The 25,177-nt window shown below is 69.6% G+C and carries 23 protein-coding genes; 6 read left to right on the forward strand and 17 right to left on the reverse strand.

Translation table 11 applies throughout. From position 1 onward, the window contains the following. Positions 1 to 63 precede the first annotated feature (63 nt). From PHA84_RS04540 to PHA84_RS20685, 5 genes are all read right to left on the reverse strand, one after another. A complete protein-coding gene (locus PHA84_RS04540; protein WP_270886907.1) occupies positions 64 to 360 on the reverse strand; it encodes a hypothetical protein in 297 nt (98 codons plus the stop codon). A gap of 21 nt (positions 361 to 381) precedes the next feature. Further along, complete coding sequence (locus PHA84_RS04545) at positions 382 to 705, reverse strand: hypothetical protein (RefSeq protein WP_270886908.1); 324 nt, start codon at positions 703 to 705, stop codon at positions 382 to 384. Between the two features lie 702 nt (positions 706 to 1,407). After that, entirely contained in the window at positions 1,408 to 1,749 is a 342-nt protein-coding gene (locus PHA84_RS04550) for an ANTAR domain-containing protein (RefSeq protein ID WP_270886909.1), read from the reverse strand. Between the two features lie 248 nt (positions 1,750 to 1,997). Next, a complete protein-coding gene (locus tag PHA84_RS04555) occupies positions 1,998 to 3,596 on the reverse strand; it encodes a hypothetical protein (protein ID WP_270886910.1) in 1,599 nt (532 codons plus the stop codon). Positions 3,597 to 3,914: 318 nt separating this feature from the next. Further along, a complete protein-coding gene (locus tag PHA84_RS20685; RefSeq protein WP_333742211.1) occupies positions 3,915 to 7,232 on the reverse strand; it encodes a rhamnogalacturonan lyase family protein in 3,318 nt (1,105 codons plus the stop codon). Positions 7,233 to 7,573: 341 nt separating this feature from the next. Here PHA84_RS20685 and PHA84_RS04570 point away from each other — a divergent pair, with 341 nt between their 5' ends. Beyond that, on the forward strand, positions 7,574 to 8,740 hold the full coding sequence (locus tag PHA84_RS04570; protein WP_270886911.1) for a serine hydrolase domain-containing protein: 1,167 nt from the start codon (positions 7,574 to 7,576) through the stop codon (positions 8,738 to 8,740). A gap of 66 nt (positions 8,741 to 8,806) precedes the next feature. Here PHA84_RS04570 and PHA84_RS04575 read toward each other — a convergent pair whose 3' ends face one another. The 7 genes from PHA84_RS04575 to PHA84_RS04605 form a co-directional block, all read right to left on the reverse strand. Then, a complete protein-coding gene (locus tag PHA84_RS04575) occupies positions 8,807 to 9,220 on the reverse strand; it encodes an SRPBCC family protein (protein ID WP_270886912.1) in 414 nt (137 codons plus the stop codon). 122 nt (positions 9,221 to 9,342) lie between these two features. Further along, on the reverse strand, positions 9,343 to 9,675 hold the full coding sequence (locus PHA84_RS04580; RefSeq protein ID WP_270886913.1) for an ArsR/SmtB family transcription factor: 333 nt from the start codon (positions 9,673 to 9,675) through the stop codon (positions 9,343 to 9,345). Next, a complete protein-coding gene (locus PHA84_RS04585) occupies positions 9,672 to 10,136 on the reverse strand; it encodes an SRPBCC domain-containing protein (RefSeq protein ID WP_270886914.1) in 465 nt (154 codons plus the stop codon). Before PHA84_RS04585 ends, PHA84_RS04580 begins: the two co-directional genes overlap by 4 nt. Before the next feature lie 173 nt (positions 10,137 to 10,309). Then, positions 10,310 to 11,434 (reverse strand): sensor histidine kinase, encoded by a 1,125-nt coding sequence (locus PHA84_RS04590; protein ID WP_270886915.1) that lies wholly within the window; start codon positions 11,432 to 11,434, stop codon positions 10,310 to 10,312. A 23-nt stretch (positions 11,435 to 11,457) separates the two neighbouring features. Then, a complete protein-coding gene (locus PHA84_RS04595; RefSeq protein ID WP_270886916.1) occupies positions 11,458 to 12,261 on the reverse strand; it encodes an SAM-dependent methyltransferase in 804 nt (267 codons plus the stop codon). A gap of 202 nt (positions 12,262 to 12,463) precedes the next feature. Beyond that, positions 12,464 to 14,071 carry an Hsp70 family protein gene (locus PHA84_RS04600; protein WP_270886917.1) on the reverse strand — a complete coding sequence of 536 codons (1,608 nt, stop codon included), beginning with the start codon at positions 14,069 to 14,071 and terminating at the stop codon, positions 12,464 to 12,466. A 78-nt stretch (positions 14,072 to 14,149) separates the two neighbouring features. Further along, the gene (locus tag PHA84_RS04605; RefSeq protein WP_270886918.1) at positions 14,150 to 14,596 is read right to left on the reverse strand and encodes a nitroreductase family deazaflavin-dependent oxidoreductase; all 447 of its coding nucleotides are present in this window, start codon (positions 14,594 to 14,596) and stop codon (positions 14,150 to 14,152) included. Positions 14,597 to 14,881: 285 nt separating this feature from the next. Between PHA84_RS04605 and PHA84_RS04610 the strand changes: the two genes are divergently transcribed. After that, the gene (locus PHA84_RS04610; RefSeq protein ID WP_270886919.1) at positions 14,882 to 15,598 is read left to right on the forward strand and encodes an FMN-dependent NADH-azoreductase; all 717 of its coding nucleotides are present in this window, start codon (positions 14,882 to 14,884) and stop codon (positions 15,596 to 15,598) included. 8 nt (positions 15,599 to 15,606) lie between these two features. Here the strand turns inward: PHA84_RS04610 and PHA84_RS04615 are convergent, their stop codons facing one another. From PHA84_RS04615 to PHA84_RS04630, 4 genes are all read right to left on the reverse strand, one after another. Further along, positions 15,607 to 18,672, reverse strand: coding sequence for an alpha-mannosidase (locus PHA84_RS04615; RefSeq protein WP_270886920.1), 3,066 nt, complete (start codon positions 18,670 to 18,672; stop codon positions 15,607 to 15,609). 28 nt (positions 18,673 to 18,700) lie between these two features. Continuing rightward, positions 18,701 to 19,999: a PP2C family protein-serine/threonine phosphatase gene (locus PHA84_RS04620; RefSeq protein ID WP_270886921.1), complete on the reverse strand. Its 1,299-nt coding sequence runs from the start codon at positions 19,997 to 19,999 to the stop codon at positions 18,701 to 18,703. Positions 20,000 to 20,131: 132 nt separating this feature from the next. After that, positions 20,132 to 21,217: an AI-2E family transporter gene (locus PHA84_RS04625; RefSeq protein WP_270886922.1), complete on the reverse strand. Its 1,086-nt coding sequence runs from the start codon at positions 21,215 to 21,217 to the stop codon at positions 20,132 to 20,134. A gap of 230 nt (positions 21,218 to 21,447) precedes the next feature. Then, positions 21,448 to 21,843, reverse strand: coding sequence for a hypothetical protein (locus PHA84_RS04630; protein WP_270886923.1), 396 nt, complete (start codon positions 21,841 to 21,843; stop codon positions 21,448 to 21,450). A gap of 227 nt (positions 21,844 to 22,070) precedes the next feature. Here PHA84_RS04630 and PHA84_RS04635 point away from each other — a divergent pair, with 227 nt between their 5' ends. Continuing rightward, the gene (locus PHA84_RS04635) at positions 22,071 to 22,478 is read left to right on the forward strand and encodes a hypothetical protein (RefSeq protein ID WP_270886924.1); all 408 of its coding nucleotides are present in this window, start codon (positions 22,071 to 22,073) and stop codon (positions 22,476 to 22,478) included. 80 nt (positions 22,479 to 22,558) lie between these two features. Beyond that, positions 22,559 to 23,230: a DUF6766 family protein gene (locus PHA84_RS04640; protein ID WP_270886925.1), complete on the forward strand. Its 672-nt coding sequence runs from the start codon at positions 22,559 to 22,561 to the stop codon at positions 23,228 to 23,230. 46 nt (positions 23,231 to 23,276) lie between these two features. Here PHA84_RS04640 and PHA84_RS04645 read toward each other — a convergent pair whose 3' ends face one another. After that, complete coding sequence (locus PHA84_RS04645; RefSeq protein ID WP_270886926.1) at positions 23,277 to 23,465, reverse strand: BldC family transcriptional regulator; 189 nt, start codon at positions 23,463 to 23,465, stop codon at positions 23,277 to 23,279. Positions 23,466 to 23,656: 191 nt separating this feature from the next. Here PHA84_RS04645 and PHA84_RS04650 point away from each other — a divergent pair, with 191 nt between their 5' ends. Continuing rightward, a complete protein-coding gene (locus PHA84_RS04650; protein ID WP_270886927.1) occupies positions 23,657 to 24,748 on the forward strand; it encodes a Glu/Leu/Phe/Val dehydrogenase dimerization domain-containing protein in 1,092 nt (363 codons plus the stop codon). 180 nt (positions 24,749 to 24,928) lie between these two features. Beyond that, positions 24,929 to 25,126, forward strand: coding sequence for a DUF3073 domain-containing protein (locus PHA84_RS04655; RefSeq protein ID WP_270886928.1), 198 nt, complete (start codon positions 24,929 to 24,931; stop codon positions 25,124 to 25,126). Positions 25,127 to 25,177: the final 51 nt, after the last annotated feature.

The raw sequence follows: 25,177 nt of genomic DNA on the forward strand, positions 1-25,177 counted from the left end.
CTCTCTGCGGCGGACGCGCCATCGCGTAGCGCAAGTGCGCAAGAGCGTAGAGCGCCGTGCCAGTCAGGATCGACGCGATGAGCCACAGCGCCAAGCCGATGGCCATGACGCGGGACGTCCGGCGTGGCCGCCTATGAGGGCCAAGGTCGCTGCCAGCGTGGCGAGACCGGCAATGAGAAAGGGGTCAAGCCCGGCCAGGAGGAAGAAGACGCCGATGGACAAGAGGACGCCCGCCGGCCCGTAGGCCGGGCAGATCCGGGTGGTGGCCCTCACCGCCGACTTCACCTCGGTCATGACGTGGTGGACCAGCGGAGGCGTCCGCCGGTTGCACCAGTGGGCGAGGTCGCCGACGACCAACACCCACGCAGCGTGCCACTGTGCCTACCGGCTCAGAACAGTCCAGAGCGCGCCCCCCACCAGAGCCGAGTACGCCGCCAAGAATCCCCACGCTGGCCCTGGCAGGCCGCTCGTGGGCCTGCCCTCGGCGCCGGTCACGATTGCACGTTCACGCAGCCGGAGCATCATGGCGCCGAGCCCCTCTGCTCGCTGGGCCTGCCCGGGGTTGCCGTGCGGCGCGTGGAACGCGCCTGTACCCGAGCGCAGGATGACCCAGGTGCACTGCAGCACCACGAGCACAGCAGCGGGAACTGGAGCGCGCGGACGCCACGACGGCGAGCGTCCGCGCCGGGGCATCTTCGTCAGCACGCGCAGCGCTCTGACACGGACGACCGCGCTAGTGTGGGGCGCAGCCTCACTTCGGGGCCCATGCCCTCTCGCCCGCGAGGGGAGTTAGTTGGAATGTTGGATGCACGCCCAATCAGACTCCAAGACCGACTCTGGCCCAAGCGCGAACGACGTATCTGAGCTCCACAACGCGTCCGTCGACGAGGGCGCTGCGCGGCAGGGTGCTTGCGCGCAGGTGCACCTGCCCACTGGCGCGATGTGCACCCTGCGACACGGCCACGAGGGGTCATGCCAGTTCAGCCCGGCTGGACAGGTGGACACCCTCCTTGCCAGGCGCAAGACCGCCGAGCGGTGGTGACCTGAACCGCCTTCGTGGGAAGCGTCTGAACCTGCCCTCAGCGGGTGAACCACGAGCACGAGCTGAGTGGCGCGGCGCACCAGCCCGGGGTTCACCTTCCCGCCCGGGGCTGTGGAGGTTGTCCATCGTCTGCTTCGGTGGCCGGCCTCAGACGTCTTGGAACTCTCAGCAAGTGGGCCGTCGCCTCGCGGCGGTGCGCGCCCGAAGAGGCACAACACAAGACCCCAGCACGGCGGGGACGTCAGCCCGCCCCACGTTGCGGAGCCGCCATGACGTCCTTGCGCCGGATTGCCCAACGTTGCACACCTAGGGCCACCCGGGAGGGGCTATCAGTGCGGGCACCGGCCCATCCGGGCTCTCGACGGTCAGGACGCCGGGGACGGGCCCTTGAGTACGGCTCGGGCGGCGTCGACCTCCGTGATGCCCGCCTCGGCTGCTGCGGCTCTGAGCACGCTGCGAGCCCGCGCCATGTCAAGGCCGCGCGTTTCGGCGATGTAGCCGGTGGCTCGCTCGATCAGGGCGTTTTCGCCCAGTCGGCCGCGAACATCATCCGCTCGTTCACGCAGGCCCAGGGCTTCGTCGACCTCCGCCTGGGTCAGTGCCCGCGCGGCGATCGCGGCGGTCGCCATGAGCTCGCCCAGCAGCGCGATCTCGTCGGCAAGCGCCTCGTCGGTGAGTTCTTGGGTGTGGTGATCCTGAGAGTCCATGGTGCTGCACCTCGCTTCGCCCAGTGCATCTGCTGACGTCGTCCGTGGCCGCGCTGTTGCACCACGTCCGCCGGTGCCGATACACCCCTACCCAGCCACCCGCCCGGCAATTCATCCGGGAGGTAGCCCCGTCGGGCACCCATTGCCTTGATGCTGCCGCCGCCGACCAGGCCGCGCCATAGCCCTCCGGAGCCATCTTCGAGGCCCACCGGCGTGCACGTGGCATCGGGCTGCGGCGAGCGCGAGCCTTACGGAAGCCGACCGCTGCTCACGCATGGGTTGTCGGTCAACACCTGCCGAAAGTTGCCCACGGTAGTGCCCTCGGGGAACTCTGGATCGCCTGGGTAGTAGGTCGCCAGCTCGGGGCCGTACTCGGCGCTCGAGTTGCCGCCGAACGTATTGGTCGTGCCGGGAATGAAGGTCCCCCCTTCCTGCCATGCGCATCCGCCGCTCGCGCCCGACCGAGTGGAGTAGATGGGGTAGAACTTGGCGCCCGGTGGTGGGTTGACACATCCGTTTCCGTCCAACGCGCAGACTGACAGCGGCTCGATGGCCGGCATATCGGCCTCGAACGCCATCCGGTTGTAGTTACGGCCGTTGGTCTGCGGGCTGGTGAGCTGGAACGACTGCGAGTGCAGCAGCCGGTCGCGGGCGGGGTCGGCCAGCGTGCCGGACCAGTGCGGCTGATAGGACGTCCCATCGAAGTCACTGTCGGTCGCGATGCAGCCACCGACCGGCGCAAGCAGGGAGGCGCTGGCGTTGAAGCAGTCCGCGTCGTCCGCATCCTTCTTCGCCTCACCGACTCCCGGATCGACGCAGCTGCCCCGCACGTTGGCATCGTCGCAGTATTCGAAGTGGCCGATCTCGTCGGAGAAGGACACGTTGTACGTGTGCACCGTCCACGGCACGATCGTGTGTTCGCTCGAGGTGGCGTACATCGGGTGGAACGCGTACGGCTCCTCGGTGCACGTGGCCGCTGCCGGCTGGAACAGCGGGTGCCTGAAACCGTTCGCGACGCTGGCGGTCATCAAACCGCTCTGCCCGCTCGTCAGGTCAGTGATCGAGTTCACGAGCCCGGACGGCGAGTCGTGGATCGAAACCTGCAGGGTGTCGCCGGCGTCCATGAGCAACACGTGCGCCGGGTCGGGAGTGACAGAGGCCGAGGTGGCGTTCAGCGGGTCTGGCGGCCCTTGCGGGACCCCGCTCTTGGTGATGAAGGCGAAGTTCGCCCACTCCTCACCGGCGCGGTTCAGGCAGTCGGCGTTGTTCACCTGGGTGCGGGTCGCGGACAGACCGAACACCACCATCGCCGCGCACCACCTGGTCGGGTCGCACGAGACGCTGGATACCCAGCCCGGTGGGTAGAACTGCAGCTCCAGGAAGCCTGACCCCACATGGTTGCCCATCCAGTCTGGTGAGGTGTGGTCGCTGCTGTCCTTGATGTTCGTGTCCGAGTCCGGCGTGCACGGAACGCCCGGGTTCGGGTAGCTCTGCGTTTCGCACAGATCCATGCCGAACCAGAACGCAATGCTGCGCTGGAAGTTCCAGGTCCCGCCGGTGCCGTCCTGCTTCGGCACCGTCGGCGCCTCGCGCGGAAGCCGCAGCTGCCACGTGTTCGAGTTCCCAGACCCGGCCCTGTTGGAGTAGAAGAGCAATGCCGGCTCGTCGTGGCCCACGTAGTCGCCTTCGTAGTTCTGTCGGGAACTCGGATCCGGACACAATGTCGGATGCCGCTCGCACAACGGATCCAGCGACCCCGGTGCGCTCCCGGACGAAGCCTGCGGAATCGCGAGGACGGCGGCCGCCATCAGCAGCCCGGACGACAACAGCGCACGGGATCGCTTCATCTTCTGCCTCCGGCCGCTCGCTCTTCATCGCTGCACTCGCATCAGCGGCACCGCATTCTGCGTCGTACACGCGCTTCCACACTCCGCCTCATGCCTCCGCATGCACATCGTCACAATGGACGGCCTGGCTCATGACAGATGTCATATGAGCCGGCAGCGCGGAGCTCTCGCATACACTGATCGGGGCGCCGAGGCGACACCGGCTCTCAGCCCGGCCCTCGTCCGCGCGCATCGGCCCCAGCACGATAACGACGGCAGCCAGTGCGTGACGCAACAGCGCCCGGTCCCCAGAATGGGGCCGGGCGCTGTGGCGTCGAGTCAGCGGGTCTTCACGTAGGCGGTGGTGGAGGTACCGTCGGCGGCCGTCGCGGTCATCGCGTAGCAGGTGCCAGCGGTGCTGGGGGTCTTCCAGGTGTAGACGAACTGCCCACTTGCCTCGTCGTACCGGAGTGCCGTGTTACCGCTTGCCGTCAGCTCGACCTCGTCGGTGGGTGCCGAGGTGCTGCACGAGACCGCCTCGGCGGAGACCTTCACCTCGGCAGGTGCGGTGATCTCCCGGTCGCCGGCGAAGACCTCGAACTTCAGCGGGATGGTGTTCCCAGCCTTGACGGTGTTGACGACACCATCCATGTCGATGGGTGCGTAGAAGCCCTTCACGGTCCACGGGACCACCGTCGGGGCGGGGCCTGGCTCGGTGCCGGTGTAGGCGATGGCCGGAGCGGGCGGGGTGGTCATGCCCTGGCCGAGGAAGTAGGAGGTGTGCGGCGGCTGGTTGTAGCCGGTGTTCTGCCACGCCACGCCCAGTCGGTAGACCGGGTCGGACTGCAGCGTGCGCAGCCGGTGGTCGGTGAGGTCCACGGTGGTGGCGATCCGCAGCGCGGTGGAGTCGGCGGTGCGGGTGACGATCTCCTCACGCCAGTCGCCGAACAGGTCCGCCTGCAGCGACGGGTTGCCCTTGGTGCCGTTGTTGGACAGCGTCCCCTCGGCCCGGTACAGCTCGACGGACTTCTTCGCCTGCCAGTCCCACTTCGAGATGGTCGGCACACCTGCTCCCGTGGCGGGGTCGAAGTCGTGGTCGCCGATCTCCCGCAGGAGGTCGCCATCCCACCACGTGAGGAAGTTGGCCGCCGGGATGTCGGTGCTCAGCAGCTCGCCGGAGGAGGCGCGCAGCTCGCCGACCGGGGAGTTGTACGAGGCGTCACCGCCGACCGCCCAGCCTTCGGCACCGGGGTGTGTGGGGTCGATGTCGCCCATCACGGCCCGGCCCGTGTCCCGCGTCGCGGGCATCGACCAGATGATCTCGCCGGTCTCGGCGTCGCGGTAGGTCGCCCCCCGGTTGCCGGACTGGGCCATCTCCTCGTGGGCCGCGAAGACCTCCAGCCCCGGGCGGCTGGGGTCGAAATCCGACACGTGCAGGGTGTCGCCGTGCCCGAGCCCGGTGTTGTTGAGCACCGTGCCGTCGTCATCGAGGGTCAAGGAACCAAGGACGAGCTCGTCCTTCTGGTCACCGTCGACGTCCGCCACCGACAGGTTGTGGTTCCCGTTGTCGCCGTACTGCTTGCCGGCCACGTCACTGTCGAACACCCAGCGTCGGGTCAGCTTCGTGCCGTCGAAGTCATAGGCCGCGACGACTGAGCGTGTGTAGTACCCCCGCGTCATGATGAGGCTCGGGTGCTGTCCGTCGAGGTACGCCGTGCCGGCCCTGAAGCGGTCGACACGGTTGCCGTAGTCGTCACCCCAGGCGGCGACGTCTCCCCGAGCAGGGGTGTAGGGCACCGTGTCGACGGCCTTGCCGGTCGCCCCCTCGAACATGGTGAGGTACTCGGGGCCGGACAGGATGTAGCCGGTCGACTTGCCGGTGGTGATGCGGTAGTCCTTCGAGCCGTCGCCGATGACGGTACCGGCGCCGTCCGTCGTGCCGTCGGCCGTCTTCATCGCGACCTCGGCGCGGCCGTCGCCGTTGTAGTGGAAGACCTGGAACTGGGTGTAGTGCGCCCCCGCGCGGATGTTCTTGCCGAGGTCGATGCGCCACAGCTGGGTGCCGTCCAGCTCATACGCGTCGACGTAGACGTTGCCGGTGTAGCCGGTCAGTGAGTTGTCCTTGGAGTTGGACGGGTCCCACTTCAGGATGATCTCGTACTGGCCGTCACCGTCCACGTCACCGATCGAGGCGTCGTTCGCGCGGTAGTCGTAGGCGACGCCGTCCGGAGTGGTCCCGCCGGCCGGCTTGTTCAGCGGTACGTCCAGGGTCTGGTCGTCCCAGACGGTGAACTCCTTGGTCGCCCAGCGCTCGACGCCCCCCACCACGGTGGCGATCCGGTAGACCGACGTGGCCTTCCCCTGAGGATCCAGGCGGTTGGTGGCCCCGGTGACGGGCGAGTCGGTGATGCGCTGCCCGTCCCGGTACACGTTGAAGGCCAGGTTCTGGGGGTCCAGACCCAGCAGGCGCCAGCCGACGTACACGCCGCCGTCCGTCGCTACGGCGACCGGCGCGCGGTCGAGGCGCTCGGCCTGGCGCACCAGGGTTGCGGTGTGGGCGACCTCGACAGGAGCGGACAGGTCCGAGCGGCCACCCGGGGCCACGGCGGCGACCCGGTAGACATAGTCGGCGGACCGCTGCGCGGCGGTGTCCGTCCACGTGGTGGCCTGCACCCGGATGACCCGGACCGGCTGGCGGTCGGGCCGGGACCGGTACACGTCATACGCCACGGCACCCGGCGTCGCGGTCCAGGACAGCGCGACACCGCCGTCCCGCCAGGCCCCGCTCAGGCCGGTCGGCGTGGCCGGCCGGGGGGCGGACGGGTCCACCACGGTGACCCTCAGCGGTTCGGTCCGCTCGCTCTCGAGGCCACGCGAGCTCAGGCTCGCGACCTGGTAGGTGTAGTCGTCGGCCAGCTGGACGTCGGCGTCGGTCCATGACGGGCTCGCGCCCGGTGCAACGTCGGACACCGCCACCGGCGCCGCACCAGCGGTCGACCTGAAGACCCGGTATCCGGCCGCGTTGCCGACCGCGTCCCACGCCAGCGTGACCGAGGCGCTGTCCGGGCGGGCGACCACGGTCGACGTCACGGCCTTCGGGGCCGCGACCGGCCGCAGGATCTGGATGGAGTTGACCCGGATCGAGCTGCCGGAGAAGCGCACCTCGAGCTGTCCGCCGGTGACCTGCACGTCATCGACGACACGCTCGTCGATCGCCCCCTTCGTGGTGCTTCTCGCGGGCACCGTGATGCCACCCACCACGAAGCCGGAGTTGCTCGTGTTCTCCGCGTCGCCGGACCGGATGACGACGGTGTAGGTACCGTCGGGTACCGAGGCACGGAACACCGACGCCGTCGTCGGCAGCACGAAGTCCTGCAGCGCAGGGTCCGCCGTGCCGGTAAGGCGGTTGCGGCACGCCGTCGACGCCAAAGGCGTGTCGAAGCCGAACCCGCCGGCCGACCAGGCGGTCGTCGGCAGCACCGCGGTGTAGCCCTGGGCCGTCGGGTTGCCCGCGCACTGGAAGTCGAACAACAGGTCCTGGGCGGCGGTGGCGGCCCCTGCGGTGACGCCTGGACCGACCACTAGAGCGGTAGCCGTCACGGCCAGACCGAGCGCCCGAAGGCACCGCGAACCACGCAGCGAGATCCGTGAAGACACGTGAACACCTTTGTCTCGTCGTTGAGCAACAGAACACTCGCACCTCGGGAGAGGCACTGCCCCGGCGTCGGTGGAACGTCGTGACGCCATTGCAACTAGCCCGCTGGGCCAGTGCGGTAAGCCGATGATGCGGGCCAGGACCCCATCGCGGCAAGCGCTATCCCACGATGCGGGCAACCGCTTTCCATTGCAAGCAGGTGCGCTGCCCGGCTCATGGCCGAGCTCAGGCGAGTGATCTCGGCCGAAGGCCGCGGCCGGTGAACCGCCGTACCCCGTGACCAAGGACGCGCGGGCGGCGACGCACGTTGGCCCAGGGCGCCGAGCAGCGCTTGACTGGTGTCATGCACGTAGCGGAGGGGTTCGGAGCAGTCGCTGACGCCTTCCGGCGCAACTTCGTCGACCCGGGCGAGGACGCCGCAGCAGTCACCGTCCTCCACCGCGGAACCAGGGTGGTCGACCTGTGGGGCGGCACCGACGTGGTGAACCAGCGGCCTATGCCCGAGGACGCGCTGATGATGGTCGCGTCCTGCAGCAAGGGTGTCACCGCCACAGTCCTGGCCATGCTGGCCGAGAGAGGCGTGCTGGACCCGGAGCAGCGGGTCGCCGCCTACTGGCCCGAGTTCGCCGCCGCGGGAAAGGACCGCGTCACGGTCGCCATGGTGGCCTCGCACACCGCCGGCTTGCCGTACCCACCGGTCGGCACGGGCCTGCGCGGGCTGGACCTGCACCGCGGGCCGGGCGTCACGGCGGCCCTCGCGGCCGCCGCGCCCCTCTGGGAGCCCGGCACGGCCATGGCGTACCACCCGGTCACCTACGGCACGCTCCTGGACGAGATCGTCCGGCGGGCCTCCGGTCACAGCATCAGCCATCACGTCCGACAGCTCATCGCCGAGCCGCTGGGTGTCGACCTGTGGATCGGCCTGCCGGAGCAGCACATCCACCGTGTGGTTCCCGGCCTGTGGCATGAGGCGGACCCGATGCAGCCGAACGAGGAGGCTCCGGCGCCGGGCAGCTACGCCGCACTTCGCCAACAGTTCCTTCGTGAGAACCCGCCGATGGACCCGGACTTCGACGACCCTGTCGAGACCCGGGAGCACTATGCCGCGGAACGGCCCGGCATCGGTGCGATCACCGATGCACGGGCCCTGGCCACGATGTACGCGGCGCTCCTGGCTCCCGTGGACGGCGTACGGCTGATCGGCGAAGACACCCGCACGGCCGCCACTGCTCCCCACACCGACCACGTCGAGACCCTGGTCGAGAGCGGCACGACCGGCCCCGACATCCGCTTCGGCCTCGGCTACCAGCTGGCTTCGCCGAGCATGCCCGGGTTCGGACCCGCATCCTTCGGCCACACGGGGGCGGGCGGACGCCTGGGTATCGCGGACCCCGACTACGAGGTGGCGTTGGCCTATCTGTGCAGCCGCATGCGCAACATCGGTCCTCAGGGAGATCCGCGCTGGAGGACGCTCCTCGACGCCGTCAAGCAGTGCCTGGAAACGTCCTAGAGGTTCGAGCCCCAGACCGCCGAGCCCGAGTGGACCGGGCCCCGGACGACCCGGCCCAGTGCGGCCCTAGTGCCAGTTGCTGATCCTCACGTCGTGCGGCGCCGGCTGCCCCTTGCCCGTCTCCAGCACGCTCTTGAGGCTCATCAGGAAGGTCGCCCACTTGGTGCTGCAGTGGTACATGAAGTCCACCGGCCCCTTCCAGCCTCCGTGCCGGAACTTCAGGATCGTGAAACCGTCCTGCTGGGCGAGGTCGAAGCGGATCTCTGTGCCCACCCACTCCTGCGGCCCGTCGACGACCTCCCACCGGACGAGCTCAGCGGGCTGGGCCTCCAGCACCTTCATGTCGAAGCCACCGGGCTCGAAACGGAACCTCACCAGCCCTCCGACACTGCCGTCGCCTCCCGTGTCCTCGGTCCACCAGCTCGCCAGGCCTTCCACCGTCGTCAAGGCCGCGTACACGTCGTCGGGAGACGCCGTCACTCCGATCCTGTGCAGGATATCGACCATCTCGGTACCTCTTTCTCGTGTGACTTCCGCACTCCGGCATTCGGGCGCGGACCATCGAGCCGCCACGGGGGTGGCGACGTCGTTCTTCGTGAGCGTCAGCCCTCCCGGCTGCGCTGGACCCGCTCGGCGATGCGCTTGATCCGGTCCAGCCGGGCGTCCCAGGCGGCTCCGACCGACGAGAGCTGCGCGACCGCACGCGCCAGCTGTGCCTGGTCCACCTCGTAGAGGCGCTCGCGCCCGGACGGGGTCACATGCACCAGACCCACCCTGTCCAGTACGCCGAGGTGCTTGGCGACCGCCTGCCTCGTGACCGGCAGCTGCTGGCTCAACGTGGTGGCCGTACCGCCCGCGGACAACAGGAGGTCGAGCATCCTGCGCCTGGTCGGGTCCCCCACCGCCGACCAGAGCTCGTCGTCGACCACGTTCATGACGCCGACACCAGCCGGGCAACGTAGGGGACGAGGCGGGGCAGGAAGTGGTCCCAACCGGCGACGTGCTCGCGGAACTGCTCCTCGAGCACCGCGGCCTCCCAGCCCTTCTCGTGGAACCCGGCCTCAGTGAAGCGCAGCAGGGTGCCCGCACCCGAGGGGACGAGCTCGAAGGTGACCAGGAGCGAGTTGGTCGGCGTCGCCACCTGCCCCTCGTCGTACACCCACCGGAAGGAGAACCGCCGCGGCGGGTCGGCCTCCACGACGGTCAGGGGCGCCACCTTCACGTCCCCCGACGACGCGTCACCGAACGAGACCGCTCCCGTGGCGCCAGGCACCGGTTGGAGGTCGGCCGAGTCCGGCCACCACTCCTGAAGGTGTTCCGGCGTGCTGACCACCTCGTAGACGACGGACGGTGCCGCGTCGACGTGGATCTCACGGTGGATGCTTCCGTACTCCATCGGGCCTTCTCCATTCTGCAACCTTTGGTTGCACGTCACTCTAGGACCTGGACGCGGCAAGCGCAACCATGGGTTGCCTGTGGTTTTGGTGACCACCCACGCAGGACGAGCCGACCTCGCCGGACTGCTCCTGCACCTCCTCGGCGAAGAGCTGCGGCCCCTTGCCGTGACGCTCAGCGAGGCGGTCGAGGAACCGTGACGTGAAAGGCCGCTCCGGGGGCCGCGTCGGTGACCCAGATCCGACCGCCCATGGTGTCCATCAGTCGACGAGCGATGTGCAGCCCGAGCCCCGTTCCGGCCGTGGGGCCGCGCTCCAGGCGGCTGAACGGCTCGAACACCGTCTCCGCCAGCTCGGCCGGGACCCCGGGACCGAAGTCGCGTACGACGATCTCCACCAGGTCGCCGGTCCCCTTGGCCGACACCTGCACGGGGCTGCCCGGGCCCGCGTACTGGTCCGCGTTCCTGAGGAGGTTGGTGAGCACCTGGCGCAGCCGCACAGGGTCACACACGGCAGTACCGACGTCGTCATCGCCCAGCCACTCGAACGTCCGCACGTTCGCCGGCCCCAGACCGTCGAGCGCACGCCTCACCACCCGAGCGACGTCCGCCTCTTGCAGCGTGACGCTGAAGTTCGTCTCGCCGATGCCTGAGGCGGCGGTGAGGAGGTCGTCGAGCAGGTGCTGGATGAGGTCCGCCTCGGAGAGCATGACGCGGTAGAACTCGGCCCGCTGCTCGCTGTCGATCGCCTCGCCGCGGGAGAGAAGGATCTGCAGGTATCCCTTGATCGGGGTCAGGGGTGTCCGCAGCTCGTGGGTCACCGTGGCGATGAAGTCGTCCTTGGTCTGTTCGAGCCTCCGCTCACTGGCCCAGAGGGCCTCCTCCGCCTGCTCCCGGGCAACCAGGGCGGCGTCGAGGATCTCCTGCTGCTCGCTCAGCACGTGGTTCCTGAGCGCGGTCGTGTATCCCTCGGCGAGGGCCGCGACGACCTGTCGCCACCGCTGCGGCATCTCGTCCGTGGGCGCACCCAAGTGGTCGGAGAGCCCCAGCAGCACGACGAGCGTTCTCGACAGGCTGCGCGGCTGGGTGAAGTGCGCCTCGACGAGCCGCGCGCCGACCCGCAGCGCGGACTCGGGACTGAACGGTCGGCTGACCAGCGCGACCTCCAGCTCTCGGACGAGCTCGGCCAGCAGAGCCCTGGCCTCCTCCCCGCTGAGGGAGACGTAGCTGGTGCCCAGGACGGCCCGCGCCCATACGTCGGCGGCCTCCGCCGGGAGGCGCCGAAGCTGCTGGTCAGGCACGGTCGCTCTCGTCTACGGCGGGGTCACGTCTTGGCGCCGACTCCGGCGTACCCGACCATGCGCTCACCGGCCACGTCGACGGGGTCGTCGTCGGGTCGCCACCGCGGGATCGGCACCAGGCCGGGTGGGACGAGCTGCAGCCCGGAGAAGAACGTCGCGATCTGTTCCCCGGTCCGCATCGTCATCGGCGTAGGGGTCCGCTGGTAGAGCAGCTGGTGGGTGGCCGCCAGGTCGGGCTGGCCATCCGAGCTGGCATGCGAGATGGCCACGTGGCTGCCCGGTGGCAGCGGTTCGCAGAGGCGCCGCACCGCCGACTGCGGATCGTCCTGGTCCGGGACGAAGTGCAGCACGGCCACGAGCAGCAAGGCGACCGGAGCCCCGAAGTCCACCAGCGACTTCACGGCCGGGTCCTCGAAGATCTGCTCGGGCTGACGAAGGTCGGCCTCCACCACGGTCGACCCGCGGGTGTCGGCCAGGATCGCCCGGCTGTGCGCCACGGCGACAGGGTCGTTGTCCACGTACACGACTCGTGCTTCAGGGTTGACCCGCTGGGCGATCTCGTGGACGTTGCCCGCCGTGGGGATCCCAGAGCCCACATCCACGAACTGGCTGATCCCCTGACCGGCGAGGTAGTGCACCGACCGGCGCAGGAAGCTCCTGTTCGCCTGCATGATGTGCGGCAGCTCGGGCCACAGCCGGATCGCCTCGTCGGCCATCTTCCGGTCCACAGCGAAGTTGTGCGAGCCGCCGAGGTAGTAGTCGTACACCCTGGCCGCGCTGGGACGTGACACGTCGATGCCCGCGGGCGCCCACTGAGGTCGGTTCATGGATCCTCCCCACGCCGGTCGCGGAGCCTCTAAAACAGAGACCCGCGAAGGTTCGCTCCCCACACCGGACCCGACGACAGCGCACGCAACACGCCGCAAAACGCACTCGGTCGCCAAGCCACACCGCTAGACGCACTCAACGTACCTCTCGCGGCCCTTCCCCGCAGGCAGCCAGAGAAATCCCGTCGGCACTGCCCGGACGTCACGCCTGAAGCACGTGCTCCTGACGGTACCCCGTTGTCAGGTCGGTCAGGGCCACGGAGATGATCCCCGCCGGGTCCACCGTGTACCGCTCCTCGATGGTCGGACCGTTGTCCTGCCGCACGACCGGTATGTCGTGCAGCCCGTTGGAGGGGGAGTCGGAGGCCGAGTCGAGGCCGCCTCCAGCGTGCAGCCGCTGCAGCTTCGGCTCGAACGGGAAGGAGATGTCCGCGACCGGTACGAGGTCGCCGCGAGGCTCGCCGTACTCGTCGACCGACGAGTACTCGACGAACCGGAACCAGCCTACGTTGTGGGCCGCCTGGTAGCGCCGGGTGACGACGACGGGTTCCGCGGGTGACTCGACACCGACCACCTCCGCAGTGACGAGCGAGCGGTCCAGCACCGGGTCGAACGACAGGGACGCGCCACCTTCGCGCTCACGGAAGACTCCGAAGCCGCGGGACAGGCGGTCGCGCAGCGAGAAGCCCGCATCCCGGTCCGCCGCGATGGCCAGGCCCACGGCAGTCGAGGCGCTGGGCATCGGTGAGCGGTGCACCCTCCGACCGAAACGGGCTCTGAGCACGCGCGGCACGAGTGGGAGGCCACTGGCCCCACCGACGATGTAGATGCCCGCCACACCCTCCAGGTCGGTGCTGTCCTCCGCCTGGGAGCTGAGGTGCCGGACGAGAGGTTCCATGGCGTCGACCGTCGCCTCCACGAGGGGAGCGGCGGCGGCGTAGTAGTCGTCCACCCCCACGTTCACGACGGTGCCTTCGTCGCCTTCTTCGTCGCGGCGCGCCAAAGGGACCTCCACGGCGACTCTGCGGGACTGCGGGGTGAGCCGCTCCTTCGCGTCGCGGCACTCGTCGAGCAGCGCCTCCCAGGACTCTGGCGCCAGCTCCTGCCGGCTGCGTCCCGCCACGCGGAGAGCGGTCTCGGCCAGGACCTCGTCGAAGTCGTCACCGCCGAGGCGGTTCACTCCGAAGGAGGCGAGGACCTCGTGCGCGGTGCCGGACAGCTCCAGCAGAGACGCGTCGAAGGTGCCGCCACCGAGGTCGTAGACGATCACGAGGTTGCGCCGGGACGTGATCGAGCGGGCCTGCCGGTGGGCGAACTCGAAGCTGGCGGCCGACGGCTCGTTGACCATACCGACGACCTCGAAGCCCGCGCGGCGGCACGCCTCCAGGGTGAGGAACCGCTGAGCGCTGTCCGCGTGTGCCGGCACGCCCAGCACGGTGCGTGGGGCGTCCTCGCCCAGAGCGCCCTCGACGCTCGAGTCGCCCCGCAGCGCCTCCAACAGGGCCTCGAAGAAGCCCGTCAGCACCTCGAGCAGCGGCACCCGGCGCTCACCGAGGCGCATCGTCGTCTCCGCGGTGACGCGCGGCTCGGCCAGGACGCGCTTGAAGGAGCGGACGAAGGGCGCACCTCGGCGCGCCGCCTCGAGGGCCGCGAAACCGTAGACGACCTTTCCGCCGTCGTCCGCCGCGACGGTGGGGAAGTGGCCGTGCGCGTCACCGTCCTGGTCGAGGAAGGTCACCACGGGGTAGTTGCCCCTGTCCGCATGGGCGATGACGGTGTGTGTCGTGCCGAAGTCGAGGCCCAGATCCATGCCCCAAGGGTAGGCGGAGTGCCCCGACGGTCCTGAGCGTGCCCGCGATGCGTCCTGCGGGACGTCCGGACGGGAACGTCAGCCGGTCCGGGTCAGCTCCGCCAGCGGTATGGTGCGCCGCCCTTTGACCTCGTACTGCGCGAAGCTGGGGGCACGGGCAAGGACGACGTCCCGCCATACCCGGTCGCGCTCCTCGCCCTCGAGCACCCTCACGCTCGCGGCGAACGTCTCCCGCCCGACCTGCACTTGGGCGCTCTCCGCGTGCCGAAGGTTCTTGAACCACTGCGGCTCCTGGGGCAGGCCGCCCGCGGACCCCACGACGATGTGACCCTCACCGTGCGGGAACCAGCTGACCGCCGCGGTGCGCGGCTGCCCGCTCTTGCGGCCGGCAACCGTGAGCAGCACGACCTGCAGGCCCCTGACCCGACCGCCGACCCGTCCGCCGGACTTCCGGTACAGCCACACCATCGTCGTCGAGCCGAACCGCCACAGCGTCTTCTGCACGCGGCTCCCGAGACTGCTCACGTGTCCTCCTAGGGACAAGCCTGCCGGTCCTACGATGGCCGGTGCAGCCGATCCTCCCACCGCGGACCGTCTGCGTCGACGCCCGAACGTACGGTGCGGTGACCAGGCTGGATGACGTGGCGACCACGCGAGAGGGCGTCGTGCCGGTGCCTGCCTGAGCGCGCGCTTGACCGCCTCTACGTCAATCAGGCCTTGCTCGCAGGCGGTCCAGCGAGAAGAGTGCGGTCGAGGACGCATCGGTCCTCGACCGTGCAGGGACATCTCTGGCTCGAGGAGGCCACCCCGATGAAGCTCCTGCACGTCATCGCGTCGCCACGCGACAAGAACTCCAACACCCTTCGGGTGTCCCACGCGTTGATCGACGAGCTGAGGGCCGCCCATGCCGACCTCGTCGTCGACGTCGTGGACCTCTATCGTCACGACCTGCCGGCCATTGCCGGCCACAACATCAAGGCGAAGTACACGATCATGATGGGCCAGCCCGTCAGCAAGGCCCACGTCGAGTCGTGGCGAGAGATCGAGCGGGCGATCGAGCGCTTCCTGTCCGCGGACCTGTACGTGATCTCCACGCCCATGTGGAACTTCAGCATCCCGTACGCCCTGAAGTACTACATTGACTGCATCGTCCAGCCGGGATATGTGTTCACCTACAACGACCTCGGCCAGGCGGTCCCTCTGGTGCACGGACGGAAGATGATCTGTGTCACCTCGCGAGGTGGGGACTACGGTCCCCTCAGCCCGATGCACGCGTACGACTTCCAGGAGCCCTACCTGCGGACGATCTTCGGGTTCATCGGCATCACGGACGTCGAGTTCGTCAACTCCCAGCCCATGGATGTCACTCCGGCCCTCCGGGAGATGGCGCAGCAGGCCGCGATGGAGCAGGTCCACACGCTCGCAGCCGCGCGCGACTGGGCAGCGGTGTCGAACGAGCCGGCCGAGGCCAGCCCTCTTGGGCTCAAGCCTCAGCCGCTCGCCACGGCAGCCGACCAGGTGTACTGAGAAGTAGGTCAACGCCGGGTGACGCGCATCGTGACGACCTCGAAGGCCCCCAGCCTCACCTCGACGACCCCGTGGGCAACCTCCAGGGCAGCCTCGTTCAGCGGTTCCTCGATCAGGTTCGTCAGGACCACTCGCTCCCCCGGGAAGGCCAGGTGGACCGTTCCGGAGGTACGCCCGCCGAGGCACTCGTACAGCCTCACGACGAGGTCGCCGGACCGGTCCGCCGACTCCTTGACGCTCGAGAGCACGAGTCCCTCGCCGTGGACGCTGACGAGCGGCTCGAACCCATGGTCACCGGAGCTGTGACGTGCCGGCACGTTGAGGAGAGCGCCTTCCGCCGTGGCCGACGCCACGTCGGCCCCGACGACCAGACCGTACCGGTGCACGTGCAGCCCCTGGTCGGTCTCCGGGTCGGGGAAGCGCGGCGCCCGCAGCAACGACAGCCGCACGCAGGTCACGATGCCCTCGTCCCCCGGCTCGCGCGCGACGTCGAAGCCGTACGTGGAGTCGTTGACCAAGGCGACGCCGAAGCCAGGTTCCTGCACGAGCAGGAACCGGTGCATCGAGGTCTCGAACCTCGCCGCCTCCCAGCTGGTGTTCCTGTGGGTCACCCGCTGGTAGTGCCCGAACTGCGTCTCCGCGACCGTGTGCTGCGCCCGCACGTCGAGGGGGAAGGCCACCTTGAGCAGCTTCTCCGTCTCGTGCCAGTCCGTGACCTGCTCGACCTGCAGAACCCGCGCGCCGGCCGCGAGCGAGATCACCTGGCGGACGGTGGAGTGAGGCGTGATGGCTCGCTCGACCACGACGTGCGCGCCGCCAGCCTCGATCCGCGCGTCAAGCCTTGACACGTCCCGCAGATCCGTGACGCGGTTGCGGTAGAACGAGTCGACGTCCCAGGCGTCCCACCGGTTCGGGAAGTCCTGGTGGAGCTGAAGGAGGTTCGCCTCACGGCCGGGAGCGACCGACTCTCGGCCCGTGGCAAGATCCACGGCCGAGGTGACGAGCCCCTGCGCCGAGATGGCGACGCGGACCACGCCGTTGTCCAGGACATAGCCGCCGCCCTCATGGTGGAGCCGGACGGCGGCGACCGCGCAGGGGCGCGGTTCGGCAGCACGCCCTGCACGGGCCTCAGGGTCCGCGACGACCCTCCCGCCCCCAGCCGGTATGCCGTGTCGCACGAACGGTGCAGGGTTCGCCTCGACCTCCCGGTCGCCCTCGCCGACGAGCGCGGCGAGCGCCCGAGCCACCAGGGCCTCCGCCTCACGTGTGACCCGCTCGTACTGCGCGACCGCCTCACGATGGACCCACGCGATCGACGTGCCGGGGAGGATGTCGTGGAACTGTTGCAGCAGCACCTGCTTCCACAGGGAGTCGAGCTCGTCGTGCGGGTACTCGACGCCCGCGCGCACGGCCGCGGTGGCCGCCCAGAGCTCTGCCTCCACGAGGAGGTGCTCGGTCCGGCGGTTGCCCTGCTTGGTCCGGTGCTGCGACGTCAGGGTCGCCCGGTGCAGCTCGAGATAGAGCTCGCCCACCCAGACCGGGGGGTCCCGCAGCTCCAGCTCGCCGTGCGCTCGCTCGAAGAAGTCGTCGGGATGCTCCCATTGGACCGTCGGGCTCCCTTCGAGGGCGGCCAGCCGGCTTGCCTTGCCCGTCATCTCACGCGTGGTACCGCCGCCCCCGTCGCCCCACCCGACCGGCGCGACGGACCCGGTCGCCACGCGGCTCTCGGCGAACTGACGGGAGGCCTTGGCCAGCTCCATACCCGACAGCTGGGAGTTGTAGGTGTCCATCGGGGGGAAGTGCGTCAGGACGCGAGAGCCGTCGATGCCCTCCCACAGGAAGGTGTGGTGCGGGAACCGGTTGACCTGGTTCCACGAGATCTTCTGAGTGAAGAACCAGTCGAACCCGGCCCGCCTGACGAGCTGAGGCAGCGCCGGGGAGTACCCGAAGCTGTCCGGCAACCACACGCCCCGGCACCGCACGCCGAGCTCCTGCTCGAAGAACCGCTGCCCGTAGAGGAACTGCCGGACCAGAGACTCTCCAGAAGGCATCACCGTGTCGCTCTCCACCCACATCCCGCCCAGCGGCACGAACCGTCCGGACGCGACTGCTTTGGTGACGCGCTCGTAGACCTCGGGACGGTGCTCCTTGAGCCAGGCGTACTGCTGCGCACTGGACATCCCGTACAGGAAGTCGTCGGTCTCCTCGATGAGCGCGACCATGGACGACGTCGTGCGGGCGACCTTGCGGACCGTCTCGCGCACCGGCCACAGCCAGGCCGAGTCGATGTGCGCGTGCCCGATGGCCGAGATCCTGTGGACGGTGGTGCTGGCCGGCTTGGCCAGCACCCTGGCCAGCGCTTGTCGGCACTCCCCCGCAGTGCCGCTGATGCCCTGGAGGTCGAGCCGGTCCAGCGCGTCGTCGAGAGCCTGGAGGACCTGCATCCGACGTGGCCCCTGCGGTAGCTCCGCCTGGAGCTCGAGCAGCACCTCGAGGTCGAGAGCCAGCTCCCAGACCTCGCGGTCGAACAGGGCGAGGTCCATCCGGCGCGATCGGTACAGCTTCGTGCCGGAGGCCGTCGTGAGGTCGCCCTCACGCGTCGGCGCGAAGGGGTGGTGGGGGTCGAGCAGGAGGGGGTTGGAGGCCGCCTCGACGAACAGCTCGACGTGCTGTCCCGCCTGCGCCGCCTCGGACACCAGGACCCACTGGCTACGGGGGTTGACCCCCTTCAGCGGGACACCGTCGCGGCGGTACACCAGACCCTCGCACTGGAACCCGGGCAGCTCGGCGTCGAACCCCAGGTCGACGAGGGCCTCGACCCTGCTGCCGGCCCACTGCGACGGCACCGTTCCGCTCAGCCGGAACCAGGTGGTGCCCCACGGCGCTCCCCACGGCGTCCCGACGGCATACGGCCCATAGTCCAGCGCGAGGCCCTCCACCGGCGGCACCGGTTCGCCGGGCAGCTCACACCATTCGACGGTGAGCGGCACCGAGGTCGCGTGGACCGCCGGCCGCACGCGTTCGGCCAGGACGCGGGCCGCCCGTCCGATGGTCAGCTGGACGTCGTCGTGCATCGCTGCCTGCCGGGGTCCGTACTCGTCGTCACGCCCGCACGACGACCAGCGCGACGTCGTCCCGCAGGGCCTCTCCGGGGACCAGCTCCGCGAGAAGGCGGTCGGCCAGGTCCTCCACCGGGAGGCCGCGGTGACGCGTGAGGGCATCCTCGAGTCGCTGGATCCCCGCGTCGATGTCCTCGTCGCGGCGCTCGACCAGGCCGTCGGTGTACATGACCAGCACGTCGCCCGGGCGGACCGCCGCGGTCGCGAGGGGGCGGGGCATGATCTCTGGGGCGGCGGCCAGCGGCGGTCCCAGCGCCTGGTCGAGGTGCTCCACCTCGCCGTCGAGGTGTGCGAGCAGCGGTGGCAGGTGACCGGCGCTGCTGTAGACGGCGATGTGCTGGGCCGGGTCGAGGACGACCTTGATGGCGGTGGAGGCGGTGGCGTCGGGGTTCGTGCCCGCGATGCGGTCCAGAGCGCGGAGCGCGTTCGCGGGACCCACGTCCGCGACGGTGAGGGCGCTCAGCGCCGTACGCAGCTGTCCCATGACCGACGCCGCACCGACCCCGTGGCCGACGACGTCACCGACCGCGAGCGCCACCCTGCCGTCGCCGATGTCAGCCACGTCGTACCAGTCACCGCCCACCCCGAGCGCCTCGGTGGCAGGCCGGTACCGCACCGCGACCGCGACCCGCTCCGTCACGGCGTCGGGCACGAGCTGGGGCAGCATGAGCGCCTGGACCGCGACGCCGAGCTGGCGCCCCGCCTCCAGCTCGGCGTCGAAGAGGCGGCTCTGGTCCGCGACCGCGGCGGCCGCACGGACCGCGTCCTCCACGGACAGAGCGGTCGCGCCGGCCTCGGCGCCTCCAGGCAGGTGCGCAGCGAGGGCACTGACGTCGTGGATGGCGTACAGCAGCCAACGGAGCTTCGTGAGCGAATCGCTGAGTGGCACCACCGTGCTGGCCCAGAAACGGGCGGCCTTATGGCCCTCCGGCAGCTGGAGGTCGTAGCGATGGACTCCCAAGGCGGCCGGGCGGCCGGTGGCCAGGGCCGTCAGCAGAGCACGGCGTACGGAGTCGGCCGCGGGTACCCCGGCGTCCGTCACGTCCGGGAAGGCGTCGAACAGCCGGCGACCGAGGAGCTCGGTGGGACAGCGCCCGACCACCTCGAGATAGGCCCGGTTGCAGTCTCGGATCACCAGCTCGCCGTCGAGGAGGACACAGGGGCTGGGCAGCAGCTCGAACAGCGTGCGGTAGTCCAGGCTGCTGATCCTGGACGTCGGGTCGGCCTCGGGCGCGAGGGGCCCCAGGTAGCCTTCCAGCCGCGCGGCGGCCCGGTCAGGCACGGCGGTCCGCCCTGTCGAGGAGGCGACCCCACCGTTCGGTGCCGTGGACCCACGCCATGGCAGCACCTTAGAGCCTGGACGGGATCGGTTGGCGGGGAACACCAGAACGGACGTTCGTCGCGAAGGGGGCGGTCACGATGCCTCCGGTTCCGGTGGAGGTGGCGAGTCCACTCCGAGCTGGGGGACCGTGTCGTCGCCCACGTAGTACCGGATGACGCTGTTCGCCATCGCCAGCACGGGCACGGCGAACAGCGCTCCGACGATACCGAGGAGGAAGGAGCCGATCGCCACGGCGGCGATGACGGCCAGGGGGTGGAGGGCCACCGCGCGCCCCATCAGGAACGGTTGCAGCACATGGGTTTCCAGCTGTTGCACGATGATGACCACAGCGAGCATGACGAGGGCGGCAGTGGGCCCCTTGGCGACCAGCGCGACGAGGACCGCGACGGCGCCGGAGACGATGGCACCGACGATCGGGACGAACGAGGAGAGGAAGACCAGCAAGGTCAGCGGGACGACGAACGGCAGCCTCAGCACCAGTGCGCCGAGTCCGATCCCGACGGCGTCGACGCCCGCGACGATGACCTGCGTACGCGCGTAGTGGCCCACGCTCACCCAGCCCCGGCGGAACGCCTCGAAGGTCGGCTGCTGCGCCGCCTGCGGCAGCATGCGGACGAAGAACCGCCAGATCTGCCCGCCCTCGGCGAGGAAGAAGAACGTCGCGATGAGACAGATGAGGAACCCCGCGACGAAGTGCCCGGCAGAGGTCCCCGCGCTGAGCAGCCCCGAGGTCAGCGCGTGGGAGTTGCCCTTGAGCGACTGCTGCGCCTTGGCGAGGTACTCGCCCAGCTGGGCGCTGGTCAGGTGCAGCGGACCCGTGCGCAGCCAGTCCGCGACCTGCGTGACTCCCTGCTCGGCACTGGCGCGCATGCTGCCCGCTCCACTGGCGAGCTGGGACCCGGCCAGGGCGAGCAGCCCGAACACCACCACGACGGTCAGCAGGAGGACGACTCCGGACGCCGCGCCGCGACGCAGCGGGGTGCGGGTCGTCACCGTTCCCACCACGGGCGACAGGAGGGCCGCGAAGAGGACCGCGACGGCCAGGGGGACGACGATGAGGCTGGTGGCCCGCAGGGCGACGACGAGGAGCGCGAGCGCCCCGGCGATGACCAGCAGCCGCCAGGCCCACGCCGCCGCCACGACGAGCGCCCTCGGCACCGGGTCCTCGTCGTCAAGGTCGACCAGTGCCTCAGGCTCGGGGAGTACTGGCTCAGCTGCCGGCGGTCCCAGGTCCCCCTCACGCAGTACCGCCTCGACTTGGTCGCGGGCAGGGCCCCGGAGGCTCGGTCGCTGCTCTGCCGGGAGGGAGTCGTCATGCGCCTACCCTCTCCCGAAGTCAGCCGGCACGCGACGGCAGGACTGCGCACGGCCGCTAGGGGTACTGGCACCTAGGCGGACTGAGTGCCTGACTGCGCCGTCCAGGGCTGGACGGCCACGCTGGTGGGGTAGCCGCCCATCCGGGCGCCGAGCGCGAGGCGGCGGCGCATCTCACGGATCAGCTCGTCGTTCGACGCGAGGAGCACCGTCTCCGTGGTGCTCAGCGCGGACGTCACGTGGAGGCCGTTCGCCTCCGCCGACCGGAGCACGACCTCACGGACCGGCACGGAGAACACCCGGGCCAACGCCAGGATCGTCTGGTTGTCAGGCCACTCGGCAAGCACCGGCGCGTCCAGGATCGCCTCGAGCGTCCACTCGTCCAGGCACGCTCGCTGAGCCAGCATGTCGCGGCTCCAGCCGAAGTGGGACATCTGCTCCTGCACGAACAGACCGAGGCTATTGGTCAACGCGGGCTCCCAAGGTCGTGGTGACTTCCATCGACTCGTGATGCAACACGGTCCGCGCACCGGCGAGCGGCGACTTTGCCAAGCCTTGACCATTCGCTCCCCCATTCGGTTGAGCAGCCTCCATCCGAACGTGGACCCTTCGCACTGCGTACGGACGCGCCATGGTGCGCGGCGTGGCGTGCGGGACTGCGGTTGCAGTGGGGCACCCAGCGCCTACAGTGCCATGCGTGTCCACGACCCTGACCTCGCGGTATGCCGTGGTGGCCCTCGGCGTCGTACTGCTCTCGGGGTGTGGGGCGGCGGGCCGTTCGCAGCAGGGTGCCGCCTCCGCGGCCGCACTGTCCTTCGAGCGGTCGGTCGCCGACGACCCCGGCAAGGCGTGCCGCCTCCTCGCGCCCAAGACACGCCAGGACCTCGAGTCGGACGGGCCCTGTCCACAGTCCCTGCGGGAGCAGGACCTCCCCCAGGCGCACGCCGTGCGGCGGACCCAGGTCTTCGGCACCGACGCCATGGCGGAGCTGGACGGCGACACCCTCTTCCTGGCCCTGTTCCCGGACGGCTGGCGGGTCACCGCGGCGGGCTGCAAGCCGCAGGCCACCGACCGGCCCTACGACTGCACCGTGAAGGGGACCTAGATGCGTACGGTCTTCGTGTCCTACCTGGTCTTCGTCACGGCGGGCCTCGCCTTCTGCTTCGTCATAGCGGTGCTGCACCGATGAGGTGGCTGCGGGAGCAGGGACTCACGCTGGCCTTCACAGTCCTTCTGCTCGGCGCTCTGGCTGGCCAGGCGGTCAGCGGGCTGGCGCAGGTCAACGAGCAAGCGGCGGATGCAGGGCTGGCGATGATGTCGATGGCGCAGTACCTGACCTCGTCGAGCTTCGCGGTGGACGTTGCCGAGAACTGGCAGTCCGAGTACCTGCAGTTCCTGCTCTACATCGTCCTGACCGTCTGGCTGCTCCAACGCGGCTCACCGGAGTCCAAGCCGTTGGACTCCGCGGGACGGGAGAGCGACGAGAAGCAGAAGGTCGGGCAGTATGCCGCCCCTGGGGCCGCGGCCTGGGCCAAGGTGGGGGGGTGGCGCCGAAGCGTCTACTCGCACTCCCTCGGCGTGGTCATGGGAGTGGCCTTCCTCGGCTCGTGGAGCGCCCAGTTCGTCGCGGGCCGCAGCGCCTACAACTCCGAGCAGATCCAGGACCTCCAGGCGCCGGCAGGCTGGCTCGAGTACGCGAAGGCGCCGGACTTCTGGAACCGCACCCTGCAGAACTGGCAGTCGGAGTTCCTGGCGGTCGCCAGCATGGTGGTGTTCAGCATCTACCTGCGTGAGCGCGGGTCACCGGAGTCCAAACCGGTCGGTGAGCCGCACGGGTCGACCGGGATCGAGGGATGAGCGGACGGTCCGGGCCCTGCACCCGGGTCGTCGAGGCGGGCGAGGCTCAGAGGACGTCGGACAGCAGCGCCCGGACCTCAGCCTCTCGGTAGCGGCGGTGTCCGCCGAGTGTGCGGATGGAGTTGAGCTTTCCTGCCTTCGCCCAACGAGTCACTGTCTTGGGGTCGACCCGGAACAGCGACGCCACCTCCGCAGGTGTGAGCAGCTTCTCGACCTCGGTGGTGCGAGCAACCATGACTTCTCCTCGTGCAGGGAACGTCTGTTAATAATCGGACAACCGCGACCCTTTGGGAACATTCCGTACGGGTGGTCCGGCATGGCCCGTTCGGACTAGTCACAGGTCCAGCCCGTGAGCGGGATTACGCTGGGCTCGGCGCGTGACCCGCGCCGGCCGGCCGATACACCCGAGCTCAAGGAGTCACCACCGTGACCACGTCCTCGCCGCCCCCGCCCACCACCTCCCAGCACGAACAGGTGGTCTTCTGCCACGACAGGACCACCGGTCTGAGGGCCATCATCGGGATCTACAGCACGGCGCTGGGGCCGGCGCTGGGCGGGACGAGGTTCTACCCGTATGCCACCGAGGAGGCCGCGCTGAGCGACGTGCTGCGGCTGTCCAAAGGTATGGCCTACAAGAACGCGGTAGCGGGGCTCGACCTCGGCGGTGGCAAGGCTGTCATCATCGGCGACCCCGCTACGGACAAGACCCCTGAGCTGCTGCGCGCGTACGGGCGGTTCGTGGAGAGCCTTGGCGGCCGGTACGTCACCGCGTGCGATGTCGGGACGTACGTGGCGGACATGGATGTCGTCAGCGAGACGACCCGCTTCGCCACCGGCCGTTCCGAGGCGAACGGGGGCGCTGGGGACTCCTCGGTGCTCACCGCGTACGGCGTCTTCCAGGGCATGCGGGCCTGCGCCCAGCACCTCTGGGGCCGGCCCACCCTCTCGGGGCGCACAGTGGGGATCGCGGGCGTCGGCAAGGTGGGACGCATCCTCGCCGGGCATCTGCTGGAGGACGGCGCCGACGTGGTTGTCACCGACGTCGACCAGCGCGCGGTCGCGGCGCTGCTAGCCGCCCACCCGCAGGTCCGCGTCGTTCCGAACACCGGGGCCTTGGTGCGGGAGGACATCGACGTCTATGCGCCCTGTGCGCTCGGCGGGGCGCTCGATGACGAGACGGTGTCCGTGCTGCGTGCCACGGTGGTGTGCGGCGGTGCCAACAACCAGCTCGTCGTCGAGGGGGTCGGGGGGACGGCGGACCGGCTGAAGGCACGCGGGATCACCTACGCCCCCGACTTCCTCGTCAACGCCGGCGGAGTGATCCAGGTCAGCGACGAGCTGCACGGTTTCGACTTCGAACGGGCCAAGAAGGGCGCCACGGCGATCTTCGACCACACCCTCGAGGTGCTCGAGACGGCTGCCGAGCGGGACATCACTCCGGCGGCGGCAGCGGACCACATCGCCGAGGAGCGGATGGCCGCCAAGCAGTCCGGCGGCATCTGGCTGCCCGGGCGCTGAGGCGCCAGCGGCCCTGAGCCTCCACCAGCCGGTAGTCCTGCCGCCAAACTTGCATCGCTCCTGTAGCGTTGTCCCCACGACATATACACGATTCCCGGGACCGCTCCGTTGAGCCGAGGCGCCTACACGGTGGCTCGACCAGGCGATGCCGTCCCGGCAGACGCATGAGGGGGTCACGCCATGGGGCGCGGCCGGGCCAAGGCCAAGCAGACGAAGGTCGCTCGGGAGCTGAAGTACTTCTCCCCGAACACCGACTTGAGTGCGCTTGAGCGAGAACTGCACGGGTCCTCCTACGCGGAGCCGGAGCGCGTCTCCGACGACTCCGCCGGCGAGGACGAGTACGACGAGTACGGAAAGTGGGCCTCAGGTCAGCAATGACCTGATCTCCACGACCTGACACCTCATGCGCGGGCCTCGGCTCGTGTGTCA

Origin of the sequence: Pedococcus sp. 5OH_020 (genome assembly GCF_027812955.1) — a bacterium.
GTDB lineage: Bacteria > Actinomycetota > Actinomycetes > Actinomycetales > Dermatophilaceae > Pedococcus.